19 protein-coding genes and 1 pseudogene are annotated in these 22078 nt (G+C 70.9%); 5 read left to right on the top strand and 15 right to left on the bottom strand.

The features are described 5' to 3' along the window. Positions 1-44: 44 nt before the first annotated feature. Positions 45-3356, bottom strand: a complete 3312-nt coding sequence (locus ACWD4O_RS16365; RefSeq protein ID WP_451280362.1) for a S8 family serine peptidase — start codon at positions 3354-3356, stop codon at positions 45-47. Positions 3357-3616: 260 nt separating this feature from the next. Here ACWD4O_RS16365 and ACWD4O_RS16360 point away from each other — a divergent pair, with 260 nt between their 5' ends. Together ACWD4O_RS16360 and ACWD4O_RS16355 are read left to right on the top strand one after the other, a co-directional pair. Beyond that, positions 3617-4066 (top strand): NUDIX hydrolase, encoded by a 450-nt coding sequence (locus tag ACWD4O_RS16360; protein ID WP_451280360.1) that lies wholly within the window; start codon positions 3617-3619, stop codon positions 4064-4066. 143 nt (positions 4067-4209) lie between these two features. After that, positions 4210-5406: a glycosyltransferase gene (locus ACWD4O_RS16355; RefSeq protein ID WP_451280858.1), complete on the top strand. Its 1197-nt coding sequence runs from the start codon at positions 4210-4212 to the stop codon at positions 5404-5406. A 105-nt stretch (positions 5407-5511) separates the two neighbouring features. Here ACWD4O_RS16355 and ACWD4O_RS16350 read toward each other — a convergent pair whose 3' ends face one another. The 3 genes from ACWD4O_RS16350 to pepN all read right to left on the bottom strand — a co-directional run bounded on the left by ACWD4O_RS16350 (position 5512) and on the right by pepN (position 9858). After that, entirely contained in the window at positions 5512-5862 is a 351-nt protein-coding gene (locus ACWD4O_RS16350) for a hypothetical protein (RefSeq protein ID WP_451280359.1), read from the bottom strand. Between the two features lie 116 nt (positions 5863-5978). Next, a complete protein-coding gene (locus ACWD4O_RS16345) occupies positions 5979-7037 on the bottom strand; it encodes a hypothetical protein (RefSeq protein WP_451280357.1) in 1059 nt (352 codons plus the stop codon). Positions 7038-7269: 232 nt separating this feature from the next. Beyond that, on the bottom strand, positions 7270-9858 hold the full coding sequence (gene pepN / locus ACWD4O_RS16340; RefSeq protein ID WP_451280356.1) for an aminopeptidase N: 2589 nt from the start codon (positions 9856-9858) through the stop codon (positions 7270-7272). Between the two features lie 152 nt (positions 9859-10010). On the opposite strand from pepN, the gene ACWD4O_RS16335 reads away from it, so the two are divergent. After that, the gene (locus ACWD4O_RS16335; protein WP_451280354.1) at positions 10011-10655 is read left to right on the top strand and encodes a mycothiol-dependent nitroreductase Rv2466c family protein; all 645 of its coding nucleotides are present in this window, start codon (positions 10011-10013) and stop codon (positions 10653-10655) included. A gap of 57 nt (positions 10656-10712) precedes the next feature. Next, the gene (locus tag ACWD4O_RS16330; protein ID WP_451280352.1) at positions 10713-11489 is read left to right on the top strand and encodes an SAM-dependent methyltransferase; all 777 of its coding nucleotides are present in this window, start codon (positions 10713-10715) and stop codon (positions 11487-11489) included. A gap of 21 nt (positions 11490-11510) precedes the next feature. On the opposite strand, the gene ACWD4O_RS16325 is transcribed toward ACWD4O_RS16330, so the two are convergent. The 11 genes and pseudogenes from ACWD4O_RS16325 to ACWD4O_RS16275 form a co-directional block, all read right to left on the bottom strand. Further along, entirely contained in the window at positions 11511-12176 is a 666-nt protein-coding gene (locus ACWD4O_RS16325) for a LuxR C-terminal-related transcriptional regulator (protein WP_451280857.1), read from the bottom strand. Beyond that, the gene (locus ACWD4O_RS16320) at positions 12173-12607 is read right to left on the bottom strand and encodes an MMPL family transporter (protein ID WP_451280350.1); all 435 of its coding nucleotides are present in this window, start codon (positions 12605-12607) and stop codon (positions 12173-12175) included. Before ACWD4O_RS16320 ends, ACWD4O_RS16325 begins: the two co-directional genes overlap by 4 nt. Positions 12608-12785: 178 nt before the next feature. After that, on the bottom strand, positions 12786-13427 hold the full coding sequence (locus ACWD4O_RS16315; RefSeq protein ID WP_451280349.1) for a superoxide dismutase: 642 nt from the start codon (positions 13425-13427) through the stop codon (positions 12786-12788). A gap of 185 nt (positions 13428-13612) precedes the next feature. Then, positions 13613-14113 (bottom strand): annotated as a pseudogene (locus ACWD4O_RS16310) (amino acid transporter); the annotation flags it as partial. Positions 14114-14159: 46 nt separating this feature from the next. Beyond that, on the bottom strand, positions 14160-14300 hold the full coding sequence (locus tag ACWD4O_RS16305) for a hypothetical protein (RefSeq protein ID WP_451280347.1): 141 nt from the start codon (positions 14298-14300) through the stop codon (positions 14160-14162). A 119-nt stretch (positions 14301-14419) separates the two neighbouring features. Continuing rightward, positions 14420-15316: a TauD/TfdA dioxygenase family protein gene (locus ACWD4O_RS16300; protein WP_451280345.1), complete on the bottom strand. Its 897-nt coding sequence runs from the start codon at positions 15314-15316 to the stop codon at positions 14420-14422. A gap of 12 nt (positions 15317-15328) precedes the next feature. Beyond that, a complete protein-coding gene (locus tag ACWD4O_RS16295) occupies positions 15329-16675 on the bottom strand; it encodes an LLM class flavin-dependent oxidoreductase (RefSeq protein ID WP_451280344.1) in 1347 nt (448 codons plus the stop codon). Between the two features lie 98 nt (positions 16676-16773). After that, a complete protein-coding gene (locus tag ACWD4O_RS16290) occupies positions 16774-17508 on the bottom strand; it encodes an ABC transporter ATP-binding protein (RefSeq protein WP_451280342.1) in 735 nt (244 codons plus the stop codon). Then, a complete protein-coding gene (locus tag ACWD4O_RS16285; protein WP_451280340.1) occupies positions 17484-18350 on the bottom strand; it encodes an ABC transporter permease in 867 nt (288 codons plus the stop codon). Before ACWD4O_RS16285 ends, ACWD4O_RS16290 begins: the two co-directional genes overlap by 25 nt. Continuing rightward, positions 18347-19414 carry an ABC transporter substrate-binding protein gene (locus ACWD4O_RS16280; protein WP_451280338.1) on the bottom strand — a complete coding sequence of 356 codons (1068 nt, stop codon included), beginning with the start codon at positions 19412-19414 and terminating at the stop codon, positions 18347-18349. The genes ACWD4O_RS16285 and ACWD4O_RS16280 overlap by 4 nt, the downstream gene beginning before the upstream one ends. 236 nt (positions 19415-19650) lie before the next feature. Then, positions 19651-20877 (bottom strand): ROK family protein, encoded by a 1227-nt coding sequence (locus ACWD4O_RS16275; protein ID WP_451280855.1) that lies wholly within the window; start codon positions 20875-20877, stop codon positions 19651-19653. Between the two features lie 458 nt (positions 20878-21335). Here ACWD4O_RS16275 and ACWD4O_RS16270 point away from each other — a divergent pair, with 458 nt between their 5' ends. After that, positions 21336-21914 (top strand): biotin transporter BioY, encoded by a 579-nt coding sequence (locus ACWD4O_RS16270; protein ID WP_451280336.1) that lies wholly within the window; start codon positions 21336-21338, stop codon positions 21912-21914. The last annotated feature ends 164 nt before the right edge of the window (positions 21915-22078 follow it).

The raw sequence follows: 22078 nt of genomic DNA, 5'->3' as shown, positions 1-22078 counted from the left end.
GCGGGCGCCCGTACGGACGCCCGCCCCTGTCATGCGTCGAGCCGCTACGGAGTGACCTTCTCGATCACCACGTTGCCGCTGCCCGCGACGGTGCCCCGCGCGTTCACCAGCTGGACCTGGCCGAAGAAGGCCCGGCCCTCGGGTGCGGCGGCCAGGGCGGTGACGGTCGCGGAGACCGACGCCGAGGCGCCCGTGGCGAGCTTCACCGGCGTCGACCCGTCGACGTCGACGGTGCCGAGCGAGGACGAGAAGAACACGTCCACGTAGTCGTACGCCGTCGTGCCGGCCGGGACGGAGTAGCCCGCGACCTCGATGGTGTAGGTGCCGGCGGCGGGCGACGGGATGGAGACCGCCTCCTCCGAGTCACCGTCGGCCTGCTGGGCGACCTGGTTGCCGTCCGCGTCGTAGACCGTCAGGTCCAGGTCGGCGGAGGCGTCGGAGACGTTGCCGATGGAGACGTCGAGCGACTTGGCGCCGGCCGGGACCTCGACCGTGGTGGTCTGGTTCTCGTGGTCCGCGATGGTCGGGCGGGTCGTCTTGGACGAGCCGAGCGGGCCGCCGGCCAGCTTGCCGTCGATGGCCGCGAAGTTGTTCGTGACCTTCCAGGAGGCGGCGGCCGGGGTGCCGACCTTCGCCTCGGGCACGGTCACGGTCTCCGGGTCGAAGGCCGCGCCGTAGACGGTGGCGTCCAGCGTGTACGGGTTGTCGAGCAGCGGCGAGGTGCGGCGCGACTCGACCTCGATCTCCCAGACCCCGGCCTGCGGGTTCTGGTACGAACGGGCGTCCGGCCTGCAGCCGTTGGTGTTCGGGTAGTTGCTGTAGCAGTAGATCGTGGAGCTGTCCTCGACCCCGACGCCGTACGGGTGGATCGAGATGAACCGGGTCTGGCTCTTGTCCTTCAGCCCGCCGATCGCGACCTCGAAGGACTTGGCGCCCTCGGGCACGGTCAGGAAGTAGGACTGGAAGCTGTTGCGCTGCACGGTGTTCGACACATGGAAGGTGTGCTTCACCGGGGTCGAGACGACGACCGTGTTGAGGATCTGCTTGTCGAGGCCCTCGGTCTTCGGGTCGTCGACCTCCAGGATCGCGCTGGCGATGCCCGCGGCCTTCGGCTTGGCCTGGATCTGGATCGTCACCGGCTTGTTCAGCGGCAGCTTCACCTCGTCCGAGCCGAGGATCTTGAAGGTTCCGGCCGCGTTGTTCTCGAGGTGCAGCTCGTGGCGGATCGCCTTGTCGGCGCCGGACGTACGGGTGATGGTGACGTCGTACGTCTTCTTCTGCCCGGCCTTGAGGCCGCTCTCACGGTCGTAGATGCCGGTGCCGAAGCCCGGGGTCTTCAGCGCCTGGTCGAGCGCGGTGTCGACCGGGGCCTTGACGGTGTAGTCGTGGGCGGTGGCGCCCTTCTTGATGGACTTCCAGGCGTCCACGATGTCGATGGCGCCCGCGCCCTCCTCGTACGCCTGGAGACCCTTGATGTGGTGGGCGGTCGAGGTCAGCGCCGTGCGCAGGGTCGCCGGGGTGAGCGCGACCTTCTGCTGCTTCGCCGCCGAGATCAGCAGCGCCGAGGCGCCCGCGGCCTGCGGGGAGGCCATCGAGGTGCCCTGGAGCATGGAGTAGCCGGCCGGCAGCGAGTAGCCCGACTCGGCGACCGGGGCGCCCTCCAGCCAGGTCTGCGTGGTGTTGATCGAGGCGCCGGGCGCGACGAGCGTCGGCGTGAAGCCGCCGTCCTCACGCGGTCCGCGCGAGGAGAAGTTCAGCAGCGAGTACTTCTTCGTCACCTGGGAGCCGTAGTTGGACGCCCAGGTCTCCTTGGAGATGGCCGCGCCGACCGAGATCACCTTGTCGGCCAGACCGGGGTCGCCGATGGTGTTGGCGCCGGGGCCCTCGTTGCCGCCGGCGAGCACCAGCTGCACGCCGTAGGTGTCGACGAGGCGCGTGTACAGCTCGGCGCGCGCGTTGTTGCCGTCGTTCAGCGTCGGCAGACCGCCGATCGACATGTTGACGATGTCGACGCCGCGGTTGACGACCAGGTCGATCATGCCCTCGGTGAGCGCGACGTTGGAGCAGCCCGGGCCGAAGACGCAGGCGCGGGAGGAGACGAGCTTCGCGCCGGGCGCGGCGCCGTTCATCTTGCCGCCGAACAGGCTGTTCGCGGCGGTGATGCCGGCGACGTGCGTGCCGTGCTCGCTGGCGATGAGACCGATGTTGGCGAAGTCGGCGGTCTTGCCGACCCAGTCGCCGCCGAACGGGTCCATCGGCACGTCCTTGCGGACCTCCACGACGAACGGCTGCCGCTCGGCGACGTCGGTCGCCGGGTTGTCGGTGCCGAAGTACCCGATCTGGTAGCCGTCCTTGTACGGCTTCATCGCGGTGTCGTCGGTGAAGTCGCCGTTGTTGTTCACATCGACGGTGACCGTGCCGGCGGCCGCGTCGTACAGGACGCCCCAGGCGTCGGTGGTGTCGCCGTCGCGGTTGACGTCGCCCTTGGCGTCGCCGCCCGCGGTGGCGGACTCCCGGAAGAGGTTGATCTGGTACGAGCCGGGCTTCGCGGTCCAGGTGCGGCCGCCGAAGGTGAAGCTGGGCCCGGAGACGGCAGTCACCATCGGGCGCCAGGAGGCGTCGCCGTCGAGGATCGGGTCGGTCGCGGTGACCCAGTCGACGATCTTGCGCTCGCCGGTCGTGGTCTTCTGCAGCGCCGGGTGCGCCAGGTCCACACCGGAGTCGAGGATGCCGATGGTGACGCCGCGGCCGTCCGCCTTCGGGTTCTTCTTCACGAAGTCGACGGCGCCCGTCTCGAAGGACGGGTTGTACGGGTTCTCGGCCGGGGTCTTCGCGTTCGGCGCGGGGTAGGTCTTCGTCGCCGTGGACTTGGCGTCCTTGGCGGTGTCCGCGTCCGGCGTCGGGTCGTCGAGGACGATGTCCTGGCGCAGGTCGATGGCGTGCACCGAGGTCAGCTTGGCGGCGGCGGCGATCGCCGCGTCGGCCTTGCCGGTCGGGAGGGTGGCGCGGACGTAGCCGACCTTGTCGTAGGACTCGCCCACGGAGCCGCCCTTGACCGCGTCCAGCTCCTCGGCGACCTGCTCGGTCTGGCCGGGGGCGGTCGCGACCATCAGCGTGACGTTCTTGTCGCCGGCGGCCTTGGCCTCGGCGAGGAGGTCGGCGTCGTCGGAGCCGAGCTTGTCGTGGGCGGACTTCACGCCCGGGTCGGCCGCGGCCGGGGTCTGTCCGCTGTCGGCGGAGAAGGCCAGGGGTATCGGCCCGGCCGCGGACAGCGCGGCCACCAGGCCGGCGGCCACGGCTATCCGGGCCACGCGTCTGGTACCCGATATCGGTTCGCGCTGGGGGGTGAGGGTCATCGGCATCCCTTGTAGGCACCTGTAGGTAAAGGAGCGAGCGGCACGTGATCGGGCCGTTCCTGTCCTGATCACGGTCGTCCGGAGCATGGTCCCGGATGACCGCAAAGCTTTACTCAAGGGACTGCTGTTTGGGGAGAGTTGACCGAATCGATATGGATGAATGGGGAAAACCCTCTACGAGCCCTCTGTGCGGGGACTGTCCGCACGCTGTGCCCGGAAACTCCTGTGTCGGCGGGAACCCCACCGGCTAACGTCCTCGCATGCGCAAGAGGTTGAGGGTGGCGGCCTACGCCGTCTGCGTCCGCGACGGCTCGGTCCTGCTCGCCCGCTCACCGGCCCCCGACGGCACACCGGAGTGGGTGCTCCCCGGCGGCGGCATGGAGCACGGCGAGGACCCCCTCGACACCGTGGTGCGCGAACTGGACGAGGAGACCGGCTACCGGGTCGAGGTGACGGGCCTCCTCGGCATCGACTCCTCCCGCCATGTCTCCCGCCGCGACGGCCTGCGCGGCCCCGTGGACCACCACGGCGTCCGCATCCTCTACGCGGGCAGGGTCGTCGGCGGCGAGCTGCGCTACGAGGTGAACGGCTCCACCGACCTGGCCGCCTGGCACGACCTGGACGCGGTGCCCGCCCTGGTCCGGGTGGGCCTGGTGGACATCGGGCTCGAGCTCTGGCGCGAGCGGTCGGCGGACGGGCGTTCGCGGTAATGCAGCAGACCCGGATCCGAAGCGTCCAGTTCATTCGGACGTAATGTCTGTACCGCCTCATATCGGCTAACCCGCACTTCACGGGGATGGCTGGATATCGGTGCGAGGCGGGTGATCGTGTGCGCAGAGGAAACGGACTGCGGGTGCTCTCGGTCTACGAGGGCTTCTTCTCCGGAGGAGCCCGGATCGTGCACAGCGATGTGGTGCTGGGACTGCGGGAAGGCGGCCAGCACCATCGGGTACTGAGCATCCACGGCGAGGTGCACCGCGAGGCCACCCGCCAGCGGATGGAGGACGACGCCTGCTACCGGAAGCTGACGGCGGCCGACGTGGGCGTCACCTCGCTCGGCCGTACGTTCGGCGCCGGGGGCGCCGGGGGCCTGGATCCGGCCGTCTTCACCGGCCCCGAGCTGGCCGATACCGCTCGGGCGACGGCCGACGCGGACGTCGTCCTCTCCCTCAAGGAACAGCCCCTCGCCCTCCTCGCCCGGGCGGGCCTGCCGCGCCGCCCGGTCGTGGTCTGTCTGCACCGCTCCGACCCCGAGAACCAGGGCCGCGCCCTCGGCGACCTCAAGGCCGCGATCGCCGACGGCACGGTGGCGGCGGCCGTGTGCTGCGCCGAGTCGACCCGGGCCGCCTACGAGGCGGCCGGCGTCCCGGCGGGCCTGCTGCATGTGATCCCGAACGGCGTCGATCTGATCCGCTTCCGCCCGGACGCCGTACGGCGCCTGGCGGTGCGCACGGCCCTGGGCGTGGACCCCGCGGCCCCGGTCGTCGTCTTCGCCGCCCGCTACGACGGCATGAAGAACGTCCCGCTCTTCCTGGCGGCGGCCGCCGCGTGGCTGGACGCGGTGCCGGACGGGCACGTCCTGATGTGCGGGGCGGGCATGACGACGGCCAACCCCGGCCTCGCGGGCGACATCGCGGACGCCTTCGCCGGCGCGCCGGACCTTCCGGCGCGGCTCCACCTGCTCGGCGTGCGGCACGACATGGAGACGGTCTACGCCGCCTCCGACGTCGTCGCGCTGACCTCCGCCTGGGGCGAGGCGGCCCCCCTGTGCCTGGTCGAGGGCATGATGTGCGGCGCGGTCCCGGTGACCACGGACGTCGGCGACAGCGCGGCCATCGTGGCGGGCCGCGGCCTCGTCACCCCGCCCGACCCGCAGGCGATCGCGGCGGCCTGGACGGAGGCGGTGACCCGGCGCGACGAGTTCGCCCCGGCGTCGGCCGCCGCCCGGGAACGTTTCAGCAGAACCCGCATGATCGCGTCGTACGCGGCCCTCATCGACCGGGTCTTCGCGGGATCCGTCCAGCGGATCCCCCAGCGGGAGGACGGCTGAGCGCTCCGCTGGACGTGCCGCGATGTGCCGTCGTTCGGCTGCGGCTCCGTCGTGGCTGGTCGCGCCCGCGCGGCGGAGCCGCATATGTCAGCGCCCCGCGCCCGTTCAGGGCGCTGCGGCGTCGCGCTTGCGGGTGGCGGCCGTCGCGATGCCGATGCCCGCCAGGCCGTACAGGGTGAGCAGGATCCCCTGGTGGTACAGGCCGCCGCGTTCGTGGGCCTGGGCGACCTTCAGCTGGTCGTACGTGGCCGTGCCGGCCGAGTCCTCGGTGTGGTTGTAGTAGAGCGAGCAGGTGTAGGCGCGTCGCATGCGGCCGGGGTGGTCCTCGCCGTCCGGGCCCAGCTGGATCCCCGGGCAGTCCGGGACGCCGTAGGCCGATCCGGCTCTCAGCAGCGACACCGCCCCCCACAGCAGCGGCAGCAGGAACAGCACGACCAACACCGGGCGTAATCTCATCGGTTCACCCTAGGAGCCCGAGCCCGTGGCGATCCATGGGCACGGGCACTGCCGAGGAGGGCCGCCGGCGCCCGGCGGCCCTCCTCTCCCCTCCTGATGCCTCCCCGATCCCCCTCCTACCGGGGCAGCACCACGACATACGCGGCCGGGTCCCGGTCGCCCGCGGCCATCAGGGCCGTGCGGACCACCGCGGCCTGCTGCTCGATCGAGACCCGCAGCTTCTTCGGCGTGATGTACACGACCGTGATGCCCAGGCGCTCGAAGTGCTCCCGCTTACGGGCGTACTCGGACCACAGCGCGTCCTCGTCCTGGCGCGGGGCCCGGGTGTCCAGCTCCACCGCGACCGCCTGCTCCGGCCAGTACGCGTCCAGGCCGCCCAGGTGGGGCCCGCCCGGCAGCCGGAGGTCCACGTTCCACACCGGGTCGGGCAGACCGTGCTCGACGACCATCGTGTACAGCCGGTCCTCCGCGATCGCGCGCCCCTCCGCGAGCAGCGAGTCCACGGCGTCCACCACATGCGGCCGGCTCAGCAGCTTCGCCTCGTTCAACTCCCGTACCACGGCCGCCGGTTCGCAGTGCCCCCCGCGCACCGCCTCCGACAGCAGCCGTCGTACCACCCCCGCGTCCGTCAGCTGCGCCACCGCGTCGGCCAGCGCGCGCGGCACCGGCGCCACCGGAACCCCCGTCGCCTGCTCGGGAGCCGGCAGCGAGGCCGTGCGGACGATGTGCGCGCAGCCCGTCGAGCGCAGCCGGCGCAGCCGCGGGACCAGGACGTCGATGTGCTCCAGGGACAGCAGCGGCGGAGCGCAGGACAGGCCGTGCAGGTTCAGCGCGGCCAGACCCGTGATCATCGCCTCCCTGTACACCGGCCGGTGCGGCTCCCCGGACCCCGGCTGGACCGGCACCCCGGGCGCCGTCCCCTCGCGGGCCGCGTACATCAGCACCGCGTGCAGCCGCTCCTCGCTGGTCGGCGGGCCCGGGTGGAGCAGGTACACACCGGGGAGGAGCTGCTGCCAGGGCCCGCCGGGCCGGCACTGCTCGTTCGCCTCGGCCGGCGCGACGCCCTGCGAGCGGAGCTGGGCCGCCGTGGTGACACGGCGCTGCACGTCCGACAGATGACGGACCGGGCGGGGGGACGCCGAGGGGACCTGGGGGAGCGGGGTGTTGTGGTTCATGCAACGGGGATTCCGCGCTCGGACGGCCGCATAACCGCTGTTACACGCCCGTCGACAAATCCGGACAAGCTCGCCCTAAAGGACGGGTGTTCGGATGCCGAGTAGGCGCCGAAAACCCCTGGTCCCGAACGGGGGAGCCAGGGGTTACGGTTCTGATTGACTGAATTCCGTAACGGTGACCGTGGGCGGAATTCATGGCCAAAGATCGGCCGTACTTCTACTGCTCGGCTTTCTACTGCCCGGCTGCGGCCTCCGCGCCGGCCGCCTGCGCCCGCAGCGCCCGCGCCAGGTCGTCCTGCGCCTCCAGCACCAGGCGGCGCAGCGCCGGGGCCGCCGACCCGTGCGCCGTCAGCCACGCGTCCGCCGCCGCCAGCGTCTGCGGCGAGTCCTGCAGCGACGGGAACAGGCCCCGGACGACGTGCATCGCGATCTGGATGGAGCGTTCCGACCAGATGCGCTCGATCGACGCGAAGTACTTCTCCGCGTACGGCGCGAGCAGCTCCCGCTGCGAGGGCTGGTCGAAGCCCGCGATCGTCGCCTCCACCAGCGCGTTGGACAGCGTGTCCGACTCCACCAGCTGCGCCCACGCCTGCGCCTTGACCGCCGCCGACGGACGCGCGGCGAGGCAGCGCACCTGGTGGCGCTTGCCGGACGCGGTGTCGTCGCGGGCCAGCTCGGCCGCCGTCGCCGACTCGTCCGCGACGCCGTGCGCCACCAGCGGCTCCAGGAACGTCCAGCGCAGCTCCTGGTCGACCTCCAGCCCGTCGATCTTCGCCGTGCCGTCCAGCAGCCCCTGGAGCAGCTCGAAGTCGGAGCCGGAGGACGCGACCGACGCGAAGAACCGCGCCCAGGCCAGCTGGTGCTCGCTGCCCGGCTCGGCCGCCCGCAGATCCCGCAGCGCCATGTCGGCGAGGATCCGCCCGCCCGTCGGTCGCCACTGCTCGGGCGCGTAGTGGACCAGCGCCGAGTTCGCCCACGCGTGCAGCATCTGCAGGACGCCGATGTCGGACTCGCGGTGCGCGAACCGTGTCACCAGGTCCACGAAGTCGGACGCGGACAGCAGCGCGTCCCGGGTCATGTTCCACAGGGCCGACCAGCACAGGGCGCGGGCCAGCGGGTCGGTCGTCGAGCCCAGGTGCTCGCGCAGGGTGGCGAGCGAGGTCTCGTCGAACCGGATCTTGCAGTACGTGAGGTCGTCGTCGTTGACCAGCACCAGCTCGGGCGCCTCGGCGCCGGCCAGCTCCGCGACGACCGTACGGGGGCCGTCGACGTCCGTCTCGGCACGCGCGTACCGCACGAGACGGCCTTCCCGGAGCCGGTAGAGGCCGATCGCCACCCGGTGCGGCCGCAGCTCGGGGTGCTCCGCCGGGGCGATTGCAGCGGCCTCCTGGAGCACGGCCAGCTCGCTCACCCGGCCCGCCGGGTCCAGCAGCACCTGCGGGGTCAGCGAGTTCACGCCGGCCGTCTGCAGCCAGGACCGCGCCCATACGGCCATGTCCCGGCCGCTGGTCTCGGCGAGCACCGAGAGCAGATCGCCGAGGCGGGTGTTCCCGTACGCGTGCCGCTTGAAGTAGCGGCGGGCGCCCTCCAGGAACGCGTCCTGCCCGACGTACGCCACCAACTGCTTCAGGACGGACGCGCCCTTGGCGTACGTGATGCCGTCGAAGTTGAGCTTGGCGTCCTGGAGGTCGCGGATGTCGGCCGTGACCGGGTGCGTGGAGGGCAGCTGGTCGGCCCGGTACGCCCAGGCCTTGCGGCGGTTGGCGAAGGTGATCCAGCCGTCGGTGAAGCGGGTCGCGCCGACCAGCGCGAACGCGCCCATGAAGTCCGCGAAGGACTCCTTCAGCCACAGGTCGTCCCACCACTGCATGGTGACCAGGTCGCCGAACCACATGTGCGCCATCTCGTGCAGGATGACGTTCGCCCGCGCCTCGTACGAGGCCCGTGTCACCTTCCCCCGGAAGACGTACTCCTCGCGGAAGGTCACCAGGCCCGGGTTCTCCATCGCGCCGAGGTTGTACTCGGGGACGAACGCCTGGTCGTACTTCCCGAAGGGGTACGGGTAGTCGAAGCGGTCGTGGAAGAAGTCCAGGCCCTGCTTGGTGATCAGGAAGACGTCTTCGGGATCGAAGTGGGGCGCGAGCCCCTTGCGGCACATCGCGCCGAGGGGGATCTCCAGCGTCGTGCCGTCGCCCAGGTCACGGCTGTAGGTGTCCGTCACGTAGTGGTACGGACCGGCCACCACACAGGTGATGTACGTCGAGATCGGCTTCGTCTCCGCGAACCGCCACACCCCGTCCGCCCGCTCGCCGGCGCCGTTGCTCCACACCGTCCATCCCTCGGGCGCGCGCACCTCGAAGCGGAACGGGGCCTTGAGGTCCGGCTGCTCGAAATTGGCGAAGACCCGGCGGGCGTCGGCCGGCTCGTACTGCGTGTACAGGTACACCTCGCCGTCCTCGGGGTCGACGAAGCGGTGCAGGCCCTCGCCGGTGCGGGAGTAGGCGCACCTCGCGTCGACGACCAGCTCGTTCTCCGCGGCCAGGTCGTCGAGGAGGATCCGGGCGCCGTCGAAGACCTCGCCGGGGTCGAGATCGCGGCCGTTGAGGGAGACGGCCGTCACGCTCGGCGCGATCAGGTCCGCGAAGCTCGACGCGCCGGGCTCGTTGCAGCGGAAGCGCAGCGTGGTGACCGACCGGAAGGTGCGTTCTCCCGCCTCCTCGCCCACCGCCGACCGGATGTCGAGGGACACGTCGTACCCGTCGACGGACAACAGGGCGGCCCGCTCCCGGGCCTCGTCGCGGGACAGGTTCTCACCGGGCACGGGCGGTACTCCCTCGGCACGTCATGGGATGGATCTCGTGGTCAGCAGCGATCCTGCCATGCGCCCCTGACGCCGGGCAGCAGGGAATGTGCGGCACGGGCGACGGTGTTGACGTGAGGAATTGAGTTGCTGAGGACCTTCTGAGGAGAGACATGTCGGAGAAGACGCCCGTCGACTTCTGGTTCGACCCGCTGTGCCCCTGGGCCTGGATGACCTCCCGCTGGGTCCTGGAAGTCGAGAAGGTCCGCGACATCGAGGTCCGCTGGCACATCATGAGCCTCGCCGTCCTCAACGAGAACAAGCTCGACGAGCTGCCCGAGGAGTACCGCGAGATGCTCGCGGTCAAGGCCTGGCAGCCGGTGCGCGTGGTCACCGCCGCCTGGCAGCTGCACGGCGCCGACGTCCTCGGCCCGCTGTACACCGCGCTCGGCACCCGTATCCACAACAACGGCGAGGGCGCGACCCTGGAGGCCATTGCGGGCGCCCTCAAGGACGTCGGCCTGCCCGCGTCCCTGATCGAGTACGCCGAGCAGTCGGACTTCGAGTTCGACGCCCAGCTGCGCGCCTCCCACAAGGAGGGCATCGAGAAGGTCGGCCAGGACGTCGGCACCCCGGTCATCGCCGTCCCCGGCCCCGACGGCGAGCAGATCGCCTTCTTCGGCCCGGTCGTCACCCCCGCCCCCAAGGGCGAGGAGGCCGCCCGCCTCTGGGACGGCACCGTCGCCGTCGCGTCGGTCCCCGGCTTCTACGAGATCAAGCGCACCCGTACCAAGGGCCCGGACTTCAGCAACCTGTAACGAAATCTGTGCGACAAGGCCCCCGCGAGCAGCCCTCGCGGGGGCACGATGTCTTCCATGACGGAGATCGACACCTCGGTACCCCATTCGGCCCGCATCTGGAACTACTGGCTGGGCGGCAAGGACAACTACCCGGTGGACGAGGCGGCCGGCGACGCCTACACCGCGGTCTTCCCCGGCATCGTGACCATCGCGCGCAGCAGCCGCGCCTTCCTCGGCCGCAGCATCGGCTACCTGGTCGAGGAGGCGGGCGTCCGCCAGTTCCTCGACGTCGGCACCGGGCTGCCCACCGTGGACAACACCCATGAGGTCGCCCAGCGCCTAGCCCCCGAGTCGCGGATCGTCTACGTCGACAACGACCCGCTGGTCCTCGCCCACGCCCGCGCCCTGCTCACCTCCGCCCCCGAGGGCGTGACGGCGTACGAGGACCTGAACCTGTACGAGCCCGAGGGCATCCTGGCGGCCGCCGGCCGGACCCTCGACCTCACCCGCCCCACCGCCCTGATCCTCAGCGGCATCCTCGGCCATGTCGACGGCTACGACCGCGCCCGTGACCTCGTGCGCGCCCTGCTCGCCGGCCTGCCCTCGGGCAGCTACCTCTGCGTCAACGACGGCTCCCGGGGCACCGACCCCGCCTACGAGCAGGCGCAGGACGCCTACAACGAGACCGGCGCGGTCCCCTACTTCCTGCGTCCGGTCGAGCAGATCGAGGGCTACTTCGAGGGGCTGGAGATGGTCGAGCCGGGCGTGGTGTCCGTGCCGCTGTGGCGTCCGGCCCCAGGCGCGGACCCGCACCCGATCGGCCAGCACGGCGGCCTGGGCCGCAAGCCCTGATCCCGGCCGCCCGACCCCGGGCTACGGCGGGGGCAGCAGCCCCCGCTCCATGGCCACCACCACCGCCCGGGTCCGGTCGTTCACGTCCAGCTTGGCGAACAGCCGCAGCAGATGGGTCTTGACGGTCGCCTCGGCGATGACGAGCCGGCGGCCGATCTCGGCGTTGGTCAGCCCGTCGGCCACCGCGCCGAGGACGTCCGTCTCCCGGGCGGTCAGCGCCTCCTGCACCGGCCGCCGCAGCCGGGCGACCAGCTTCTGCGCCACCCGGGGCGCGAGCACCGTCTCCCCGCGCGCCGCCGCCCGGATCGCGTCGACGAGCTGCTCGCGCGTGGTGTCCTTCAGCAGATAGCCGATGGCCCCGGCCTCCACCCCGCGCTCGATGTCCGCGTCCGTGTCGTACGTCGTCAGGATCAGGACCCGGGTGCGCGGGTGGCGGGCGACGATCTCGGTCGTCGTGCGGACCCGGTCGAGGACCGGCATCCGCAGGTCGATGCCGTCCTCCCCGGCCAGCAGGGCCACCACCCCGGTCCTGACGTCCGAGGCCAGGTACAGCGTGGCGGTCGACGCGACGACCGCGAACCCGGAGACCACCACCGCCCGCCCCGAGGTCGCCGCCGCCGGCTCGACCAGCGCCTTCGAACCGGTCCGGCCCCCGCCGCGGGCCCGTTCCTCGCGCTCGCGCTTCAGATAGAAGAGCGTGTAGTCGACGCCGACGGCGAGACCGTCATCAGGATCACGTTGGTGCCGCCCCCGGTGTCGGGGGAGACGTGCGAGGCGACCATCGACAGCCCGACGGCCGCCGCGATCGAGGACAGCGCCAGCAGCAGCGGCACGGCGGCCATGGTGAGCGAGCCGAACACGACCAGCAGCGTCAGCAGGGTGACCGGCAGGGTGATCTTCTCGGAGAGCGCGAGATCGTCCCCGCGCTGCTCGTCGACGCCCTTGCTGATGGAGGGGCTGCCGGTCTCCTGGAGCAGCAGCTCCGGGTGGGCGCTCTGGACGGCCGCCGTCTGCGCGGTGAGCGCGTCGACCTTGTTCTTGGCGTCCCGCTCCTCGCCCTTCAGGGCCACCTCGACCATGAGGATCCGGCCGCCGGCGGGGCGGACCGGCGCGGCCACCTCCGCGACCTCGGGCTGCCGTGCCGGGCGCTGGAACGCGCGATGCGCACCGTGGGTGAGTCGATTGATTTCATGGAGAGCCCCCGCGAGTCACGTCCTCGCGGGGGCTTCCCTCATTCCGCCTGCCTGCGTGAAGGGTGAGAAGACGATCACGAGGCAGGACGCTTCGCACGGGCCGTCAGGGCGCGAGCAGCAGAACGTCCGCGCGGGACTTCGCCGTCTCGTAACGCCTCGCCACGTCCTGCCAGTTGACGACGGCCCACATCGCGTCGATGAAGTCGACCTTCTGGTTCTTGTACTGGAGGTAGAAGGCGTGCTCCCAGGCGTCGAAGACGAGGATCGGCACGGAGCCCTGGCCGACGTTGCCCTGGTGGTCGTAGACCTGCTCGACGATCAGACGGCCGCTGAGCGGCTCGTAGGCGAGGACGCCCCAGCCGGAGCCCTGGGTGGTCGCGGCGGCCTTGGTCAGCTGGGTCTTGAAGCCGGCGAACGAGCCGAAGGACTCGGTGATCGCGTCCGCCAGGTCTCCGACGCCGTCCGCCGCGAGGGGCTCGCCGCCGCCGTCGCCGGTCATGTTCTGCCAGTAGATCGAGTGCAGGATGTGCCCGGAGAGATGGAACGCCAGGTTTTTCTCCAGGCCGTTGATCGAGCCCCACGACTCCTTGTCCCGCGCCTGCGCGAGCTGCTCCAGCGTGTCGTTCGCGCCCTTCACATAGGCCGCGTGGTGCTTGTCGTGGTGCAGCTCGATGATCTCCGGGCTGATCACGGGGGCGAGCGCGGAGTAGTCGTAGGGCAGTTCGGGCAGCGTGTAGACGGGCATGGCGGGGTCCCCTCAAACCTCTTATTGCAAGCAACTTGCAAGTGCAGGCTAGCAATAAGAAGGGGGTTCCGGGCAACAGGCTCGGCCCACAGGTTCGGCCCACAGGTTCGGGGAACGAGAAGGCCCTCGCGTGTCGCCACGCGAGGGCCGATGGGGGAGCCGGGGGGAGCCGGGGAGGACGGAGGTCAGCCGGCGGCCGCCCGCCGCCGCTGCCACGCGTACCCGACGGCCGCCAGGAACGCCGTCATCCCGCCCGACCAGTACAGCTGCACCCGAGTGCCCGGCTCCCGCGCCATCAGGACGAGGATCGCCGCCATGCCCGCCAGCGCCACCCAGGTGAGCACCGGGAACGCCCACATCCGCACCACGAGCCGCTCCGGCGCCGCCCGCTCCAGCCGGGCGCGCAGCCGCAGCTGGGAGAACGCGATGAAGATCCAGACGACCAGGATCACCGCGCCGATCATGTTCAGCAGCCAGGGGAAGACGTCGTCCGGACGCCAGCGGCTCACCACCACGCAGCCGAACCCGAAGACACAGGACGCGAGCACCGCGATCCGCGGCGCGCCGCCCGACACCCGGCCCAGCACCCGCGGCCCCTGACCCCGCTCCACCAGCGAGTACACGATGCGCGAGGAGCCGTAGACGTTGGCGAGGACGATCGACGGACCGGCGGCGGCGATCCCCGCGCCCGAACCGACGAAGAGACCGCGCCGATGACGCCGCCGAGGGCGATCATCGACAGGTGGCGCTGTTCAGGCCGTGGGAGAGGGCGCTGGCGTCAGACTCCTGCGAAGCCTCGACGGCGGTGCCGGTGGCTTCGGTGGTGCCGGTGGTGCTGGTAGTGCCGGTATTGCCGTTGGTGCTGGTGGGCATGGGCGCGGCTCGTCCAATGCGTCGACGTGAGAAGGGCAAAAACGCCCATAGTCTGGGCAGCCCCTCCGCTCACAGGGAGGGACTGCCCAGTATCCGGACACGCCGGTCGCGCAGAGTGCCTACGCCGCGACGGAGGTGTAGTGCGCCGCGTCCCCCTCGATGGAGTAGCTTTCCTTGCCCTCGATGCCGACCGGCACGTCACCGGCGACGGTCACCCGGTGCAGACGGCGCGGCAGACCGTTGTAGTTGTCGATGGCGTAGTGCTGGGTGATGCGGTTGTCGAACAGGACGAGCTGGTTCACGGACCAGCGGTGGCGCAGGATGTTCTCCGGCCGGGTGACGTACGCCTGGAGCAGGTCGAGGATCTTGCGGGACTCGGCCGGCGACAGGCCCACGATCCGCTGCGCGAAGCCGCCGATGAACAGTCCGCGCTCGCCGGTCAGCGGATGGACGCGGACCACCGGGTGGACCGTGCGGTACTTGATCGACGTGAACCGGGCGCGCTGGGCGGCCTGCTCCTCGTCGAGCTCCTCGGCCGGCACCGCGTAGTCGTAGTCGTTGGTGTGCTCCGCCCACAGGGTGTCGGCCAGCCGGCGCAGGGACTCCGGCAGGTCGCGGTAGGCGGCGGCGGAGCTGGCGATCAGCGTCTCGCCGCCGTACGGCGGGATCGTGATGCTGCGCAGGGTGCTGGCCTGCGGCGGGTTGAGGACGAACGTGACGTCGGTGTGCCAGTGGTTGGCGGCCCGGCCGCGCTCACTGTCGACGGGCAGCACGTTCGGCGCGGAGTCGACGGACCCGACCGTCGGGTGGGCGGTGGTCAGGTCGCCGAAGTGACGGACGAAGGCCTGCTGGCTCGCGTCGTCGAGGTTCACCTCGTCGAAGACCAGAGCCTTGTGGACGTTGAGGGCCTCGCGGATCGCGGCGACCTGCTCCTCGTCGAGGGGCTTGGAGATGTCGACGCCGGACACCCGGGCGCCGATATTGGCGGTGACCTTCTGGATTTCGATGACGGACACGTGCGGGTCCTTTCAGACGAGGGCGGGTGCGGGTGCGGGGCTGATGTGCTGGTTGGCGGGGCGCGGGAGGCCGTACCTCTCGCGCAGGGTCTGACGCGGCCCGTATTCCGTGCGGAGCAGACCGCGGGCACGCAGGATCGGGACGACGTGGTCGACGAAGGCGTCCAGGCCGGAGGGCAGCACCGCGGGCATGATGTTGAAGCCGTCGGCGGCACCCTGGGTGAACCAGGTCTCGATCGCGTCGGCGACCTGCTCGGGCGTCCCCGCGAAGGTGAGGTGCCCCCGTCCGCCGCCGAGCCGCCCGATCAGCTGCCGCACGGTGAGCCGCTCCCGCCGGGCGAGTTCGACGATGAGCGTGTAGCGGCTCTTGGCGCCCTCGATCGCGCTCTCGGGAGGCAGATCGGCCGGAAGCTGGGCATCCAACTCCAGTGATCCGGCGGGCAGTTGGAGCAGCCTCTCCAGATTGCCCACACCGTGCGAGTGGACGATGTGATCCTCGAGGACCTGCTCGTGCGCCCGCGCCTCCGCCTCCGTCGAGCCGATCACCGGCACGATCCCCGGCAGCACCTTGATGTGGTCGGGGTCGCGACCGGCCGCCGCCGTACGGGACTTGAGGTCGGCGTAGAACGCCTGCGCGTCCTCGACGGTCTGCTGCGCGGTGAACACCGCCTCCGCGTACCGGGCGGCGAACGCCTTCCCGTCCTCGCTCGACCCCGCCTGCACGAGCAGCGGGTAACCCTGCGGCGAGCGCGGGACGTTGAGGGCGCCCTCGACGCTGAAGTAGGTGCCCTGGTGCCGGGGCGGGTGGATCTTGTCGTCGTCGCCCCAGACGCCGGACGCCTTGTCGGCGACGATCGCATCGTCCTCCCAGCTGTCCCAGAGCTTCAGGGCCACGTCGAGGAACTCGGCGGCGCGGGCGTACCGCTCGGCGTGCGCGGGCTCGGCGTCGAGCCCGAAGTTGCGGGCGGCCTCGGCGCCGGCCGTGGTGACGATGTTCCAACCGGCCCGGCCCGCGCTGATGATGTCCAGCGAGGCGAACTTGCGGGCCAGGTTGTAGGGGGAGTTGTAGGACGTGGACGCGGTGGCGATCAGCCCGATGTGCTGAGTCGCGGTCGCCAGCGCGGTGAGCAGCGTGAGCGGCTCCAGGGCGCCGGCTGGACGCTGGGCGATGTTGCCCCAGAGCTGAGGCCCGTCGGCGAGAAACAGCGAGTCGAAGGTGCCGCGCTCGGCGATCCGGGCCAGATGGACATAGTGATCCAGCTCCACATGAGCGAACGGATCACTCTCCGGAAGCCGCCAGGAGGCTTCATGATGACCGGTGCTCATGAGGAACGCGTTGAGGTGGAGGTGGCGGGGCATGGGCGAGGTCCTTTGGTTGTTTTAGCCTGTCCGGCGTTTGAGGACGAGGCCCGTTCAGGGCCGAAGGGGGGTCTGGGGGCGCAGCCCCCAGCAGACGCTCACCCCACGTCCTCCGTCACACCCAGCGCCGCCAACAACCGCTCCCGGTACTCCCCCAGCAACGGATCGCGATACGAGCGAGGATGCGGCCGATCGATCGTCAGATCGAGCCCGATGCGTCCGTGCTCGAGGACGAGGACCCGATCGGCGAGCACGATCGCCTCGTCCACGTCGTGGGTGACGAGCAGCACGGACGGCTTGTGCCGCTCCCACAGCTCACGCAGCAGCGCATGCATCTTGATCCGGGTGAGCGCGTCCAGCGCCCCGAACGGCTCATCGGCAAGAAGCAGCTCGGGCTCGCGGACCAGCGAGCGAGCCAGCGCCGCCCGCTGCGCCTCGCCGCCGGACAGCTCGTTGGGCCATGCCCGCTCCCGGCCGCCGAGGCCCACCTCGGCGAGGGCGGCCCGTCCCTTCCGGCCGGCCTCCTTGCCGTCCAGCCCGAGCAGGACGTTGTCCAGCACCCGTCGCCAGGGCAGCAGCCGGGAGTCCTGGAAGACCACCGACACCCGCTCGGGGGCGGTGAGCTGCCCGCTGCCGACGACCTCGTGGTCGAGGTCGGCGACCGCTCGCAGCAGGGTGGACTTGCCGGACCCGCTGTGCCCGAGGAGCGCCACGAACTGGCCGGCGGGGATGTCGAGGTCGATGCCGTCGAGGACCGTGCGTCCGTCGAACGACCGGGTCAGCCCGCGCAGTTGAACGGCGGGTCGGGTCAGTTGCTCAGTGTGCGGCGCCACGACAGCACCCTCCGTTCGACGATACGGACCGCGCTGTCGGAGATCAGTCCGAAGACGCCGTAGATGAGGAGTCCGACGAGGATGACGTCGGACTGGCCGTAGTTCTGGGCCTGGAACATCAGGTAGCCGAGGCCGCTGGTGGCGTTGATCTGCTCCAGGACCACCAGCCCCAGCCAGGAGCCGGTCACCCCGAGCCGGAGTCCCACGAAGAATCCGGGCAGCGCGCCGGGGATCACGATCTGCCGGATGAACTGGACCTTCGACAGGCCCTGCACCTCGGCGAGTTCGACGAACCGGTGGTCGATGCCGGACAGCGCGGCATGCGTGTTGAGGTAGATCGGGATGTAGACGACGATGGCGATGATCGCGATCTTGAAGGTCTCGCCGATGCCCAGCCAGAGGATGAACAGCGGGATCAGGCCGAGGGTCGGGATCGCCCGGTTGAGCTGCACGGTTCCGTCGATCAGCGCCTCACCGGTCCGGCTCAGCCCGGAGGCCAGCGCGAGCGTGACCCCGGCGGTCAGACCGATCGCGAAGCCGTACCCGGCGCGTTCCAGCGAGGTGAGGATGTCGGTGGTCAGCGTCCCGTCGGTCCACAGGTGGACGCCGGTCTCCAGTACGGTCCACGGCGCGGGGATCGCGCCGGTGTCCAGTTGCCCGGCCGCCGAGGCGACCGCCCACAGGACGATGAGCAGCAGGGGCCCGACGAGACGGACGGCGGGCAGCCGGCGGCCGGGGGCGAGGCCGCGACGCCGTCGCCGGCGGGGGCGGCCGGGGGTGTCGTCGTCGACGGTGACGACGGGGGCCGTGCCCAGTGCGGTGGTGGTGGTCATGGCGGTCAACTCCGGTACTCGGCGGCTACGGACTTCGCGGCGATGCCCTCGAAGCGGTGGTCGAAGAGCGAGGAGACGTCGAACTTCTTCACGAAGCCGCCGTCCGCGAGGAGGTCCGCGGTCTCCTGCTCCCACTTGATGGCCTCGTCCCAACTCGGCGGGAACAGCGGCTTGTTGGCGAGTGCCGTGATCGACTTGGCCTGGTCGAGGGTCAGGTTCTGTGTCTTGACGTAGAACTCCTCGTTCCAGACGTCCGGGTTCTCGTAGCTCCACACCAGGCCCTGAGCCCACTGCGGGATGTACGCGGCGACGGCGGCGGCCTTCGCCTTGTCGTTCAGCACGGACGTCGGCGCCCACAGCAGGCTGAGCAGGTCGACGACGTCGGTGGTGATGATGCGGGCACCCTTGGACTCGTACTGCTTGAGGTACGCGGGCGACTGGGTGTTGCCGAGCGGGGCGATGTCCACCTGGCCCGACTGAAGGGCGGTGAGGAACTGGTTGCTGGTCAGCGGGACCAGCTTCACGTCGTCGTACTTCAGACCGGCCTTCTTCAGCGCCCGCAGCAGGACGACGCCCTGCGCCTGGCCCTGGGAGAACGCCAGCTTCTTTCCGCGGAAGCCGTCGACGGTCTCGATGTCGCTGCCCGGCTTGGTGGCGAAGACGTAGTTCGGCTTGCGCGTGATGTTGATCGCGACGATCTTCGCGTCGAAGCCCTGGTAATGCGCTTGGATCGGCGGAATACCCGCATTGTTGGCGACGTCCAGGGACTTCGCGCGGAAGGCGTTGATGACATCGGGACCGGCCCCGATGTTCAGCCAGCTCGACACTGTGAAGGGCAGTTCGGGCAGATTCGCCAGCTTCAACTGCAACTGCTGCACGCCCTGGAAGGACGCGATTTTCAGGCTTGTGCCGGCGGGCACCTTGTCGGCGAGCGGAGCCGTGGAGGCGCCCTCGCCGCCGGTGGCGGCGCTGCTCTCGGCGCAGCCGCTGAGCCCCGCGACCCCGGCGGCGGCACCGAGCAGAGAAGCGAGGAAGAGACGTCGGTCGACACCGGACGCACGGGAAACGGGCATGGGAGAACCCCCAGGGGAATACGAAGGAAAGGCGTGCGGAATTACGGGTGCACCATGGCCCGACAAAGAAAGCTCACGCATGAAAGGCGGAGCAAGCAAGGCTGAGATGCAAGGCAGAGAGAGAAGAGAAGGGCGCGCTCCCGGCGCACCGGGGCGTCAGCAACAGAAGGTGCGACAGCTCATGGAACGATATTCCCGTCCTCGGGCAAGGCCTGTCAACATTCGGAGTTTCTGAATTAACCGGGCGCGGCGGGCAGAGTATTGCGCCCCGGCGAGGAGCTGAGCGGATCCCGGTACAGCACGTCCAGAGCCACCGCGCCGCCCGCCACGGCCAGCACGGAGTCCCCGAAACTCGCGGGCAGGACACAGTCCGCGCGCTCCGACCCGACCTCGTCGCGCAGTGCGGCCAGGCAGTCCTCCCGGAACAGCACGCCCACCTCGGTGACGACGACCCGCTCCGGATTGAGCACGTCCAGCAGCAGCCCGGCCGCCCGCCCCACCATCCGCGCCCGCTCCCGCAGCAGCCGGACGGCGACCGGGTCCCCGGCCTTCGCAGCGGCGAGCACATGCATCGGGTTGACCCCGTCGATCACCCCTGCCGCCGCGGCCCGCCGGCACAACGTCCGCTCGCTCAGCTCCGCCTGGAGGCAGCCGACGCGTCCGCAGTCGCAGGGCTCGCTGCCGCCGGCCAACGGCAGATGCGCGATGGCGCCCGCCTGCGAACGCGGCCCGTGGTGCACCTCGTCGTTGGTGGCGAACGCCGCGTCGACCACGTTCCCGACGAACAGCTGCAGCAGGCTCCGGCTGCCGCGCGCCCGTCCGAACAGCCGCTCCGCGTTGACCAACGCCCGCGCATGCCCGTCCACATGGACCGTCAGCCCGCTGCGGGCGGCCAGGGTCTCCCGCACGGGCACGTCCCGCCAGCCCAGCAGCGGATGCTCGACGACGGTCCCCGAGTCCCGGTCCACCCAGCCGCCCACGGCGACCCCCGCGCCGAGGGCCAGGCAGCCGGGCGCCTCGCCCAGCAGCGCGCCGAGCCCGTCGGCGGCCCGTGCCAGCACCTCGGACGGTTCGAGGCTTTGGTGCCTCAACTCCCGCCGCGCCACCACCCGTCCCCGCAGATCCAGCAGCGAGACGGTCGTGTACGGCACCGCCACATGCACCCCGCCCACCACCAGCCGGGAGTCGTCCAGGTCCACGGGAACGTGTGGACGGCCCACCCCGTTGCTGCGCCGGGGCGCGGCCGCCTCCCGGATCAGCCCGAGCCCGGTGAGCCGGGCGCAGTGGTCGGTGACGGAGGCGGGGGACAGCCCGGTCAGCCGGGCGATGGTGGAGCGCGCGACCGGCCCGTGCTCCAGCACGGACCGCAGGATCACGCTGGCACTGGTGCGCCGCCGGTCGCTGTCGGCGACCCGGTGGGCGACGGGAGAGGTCCGGGCGGGGGGAGCCGCGGTACGGGGCATGGGAGCCATGGGGAACTTCCTCGGAAGTCGGGAGCCGGTCCGACACTGCGCCGTCCGTGAGGCACGGCGCGCCGGGTGACCGACTCCGCCTGCCTCACACCGGAGGGCGACAGGCGGCAGCGCCTACGCGTCGCAGGTCGACATGGCGACGCGACGAGAAGTTCAGGGCCTGGGCCTGGGCAACCATGGCCGGAAGCGTAGGGCAGGAAAGGTGAATCCGACCAGACCACTAGGATTCCTTTGGTGGGAACACACAATCCTGCCGTCTTGCCGCAAGGTGAGCGAAACATCCCCACCTCAGTGATCGGCGTCACGCCGTACCGGGTGTAACCCGCATCCTTTGTCCGAAGCCGACCAAGGTCATGTTCCCCCCTTTGTCGAGCGCTGACGGTGAGCGGCCCGTGATCGCTGGGATAGCGTCGCGGTGTCCCCGACCGTCCCCACCCCGCGGAGTCCCCATGAGCACCGCCGCCGTCACCGCCGCCCGTCCCGGGCAGGTCCTCGCCGACCTGCTCCCCGCCTCCCGTGTCCGGGACATCGCGCTCGTGCTCGGCGGCGCCGCGCTGACCGGCCTCGCGGCCCAGATCGCGGTCCCGGTCCCCGGCACCCCGGTCCCGGTGACCGGCCAGACCTTCGCCGCGCTGCTCGTCGGCACGACCCTCGGCACCCGCCGAGGAGTCTCCGCGCTCGCCGTGTACGCGCTGGCCGGGCTCGCCGGCGTGCCGTGGTTCGCCGACGGCGCCTCGGGCCTCAGCGTCTCCTTCGGCTACATCCTCGGCATGATCCTCGCCTCCGCCGCCGTGGGCGCGCTGGCCCGCCGCGGCGCCGACCGCTCCGTGCTGCGCACGGCGGGCGCGATGCTGCTGGGCGAGGCGATCATCTACGCCGTCGGCGTCCCGTACCTGGCCTACGCCGCGGACATCTCCGCCTCCGCCGCGATCGCGGCCGGCCTCACACCGTTCCTGATCGGCGACGCCCTCAAGGCGCTCCTGGCGATGGGCCTGCTGCCGACGGCCTGGAAGCTCGTCAAGCGCTGAGCGACTGAGCGACTGAGCGACTGAGCGGCTGAGCGGCTGAGTGGCTGAGCGGCAACCTGTTCGGCGATTTGCGACAGGGGCGTGGCCTGACGGATTCCGTCAGCGCCAGCAGCAGCGGACCGATGTCGGTGCCGACGACGGTCCACACGACCTGCTGCTCGTAC

This window comes from Streptomyces sp. NPDC002623 (genome assembly GCF_053592635.1).
This window is presented reverse-complemented; position numbering and strand designations above follow the sequence as displayed.

What these genes read in the sequence shown, in the direction of transcription:
- ACWD4O_RS16275 (WP_451280855.1), bottom strand. Translation starts at nt 20,877, where the DNA reads ATGCCCCGTACCGCGGCTCCCCCCGCCCGGACCTCTCCCGTCGCCCAC.
- ACWD4O_RS16295 (WP_451280344.1), bottom strand. Translation starts at nt 16,675, where the DNA reads ATGCCCCGCCACCTCCACCTCAACGCGTTCCTCATGAGCACCGGTCAT.
- ACWD4O_RS16280 (WP_451280338.1), bottom strand. Translation starts at nt 19,414, where the DNA reads ATGCCCGTTTCCCGTGCGTCCGGTGTCGACCGACGTCTCTTCCTCGCT.
- ACWD4O_RS16345 (WP_451280357.1), bottom strand. Translation starts at nt 7,037, where the DNA reads ATGAACCACAACACCCCGCTCCCCCAGGTCCCCTCGGCGTCCCCCCGC.
- ACWD4O_RS16305 (WP_451280347.1), bottom strand. Translation starts at nt 14,300, where the DNA reads ATGCCCACCAGCACCAACGGCAATACCGGCACTACCAGCACCACCGGC.
- ACWD4O_RS16360 (WP_451280360.1), top strand. Translation starts at nt 3,617, where the DNA reads ATGCGCAAGAGGTTGAGGGTGGCGGCCTACGCCGTCTGCGTCCGCGAC.
- ACWD4O_RS16330 (WP_451280352.1), top strand. Translation starts at nt 10,713, where the DNA reads ATGACGGAGATCGACACCTCGGTACCCCATTCGGCCCGCATCTGGAAC.
- ACWD4O_RS16350 (WP_451280359.1), bottom strand. Translation starts at nt 5,862, where the DNA reads ATGAGATTACGCCCGGTGTTGGTCGTGCTGTTCCTGCTGCCGCTGCTG.
- ACWD4O_RS16315 (WP_451280349.1), bottom strand. Translation starts at nt 13,427, where the DNA reads ATGCCCGTCTACACGCTGCCCGAACTGCCCTACGACTACTCCGCGCTC.
- ACWD4O_RS16270 (WP_451280336.1), top strand. Translation starts at nt 21,336, where the DNA reads ATGAGCACCGCCGCCGTCACCGCCGCCCGTCCCGGGCAGGTCCTCGCC.
- ACWD4O_RS16365 (WP_451280362.1), bottom strand. Translation starts at nt 3,356, where the DNA reads ATGACCCTCACCCCCCAGCGCGAACCGATATCGGGTACCAGACGCGTG.
- ACWD4O_RS16335 (WP_451280354.1), top strand. Translation starts at nt 10,011, where the DNA reads ATGTCGGAGAAGACGCCCGTCGACTTCTGGTTCGACCCGCTGTGCCCC.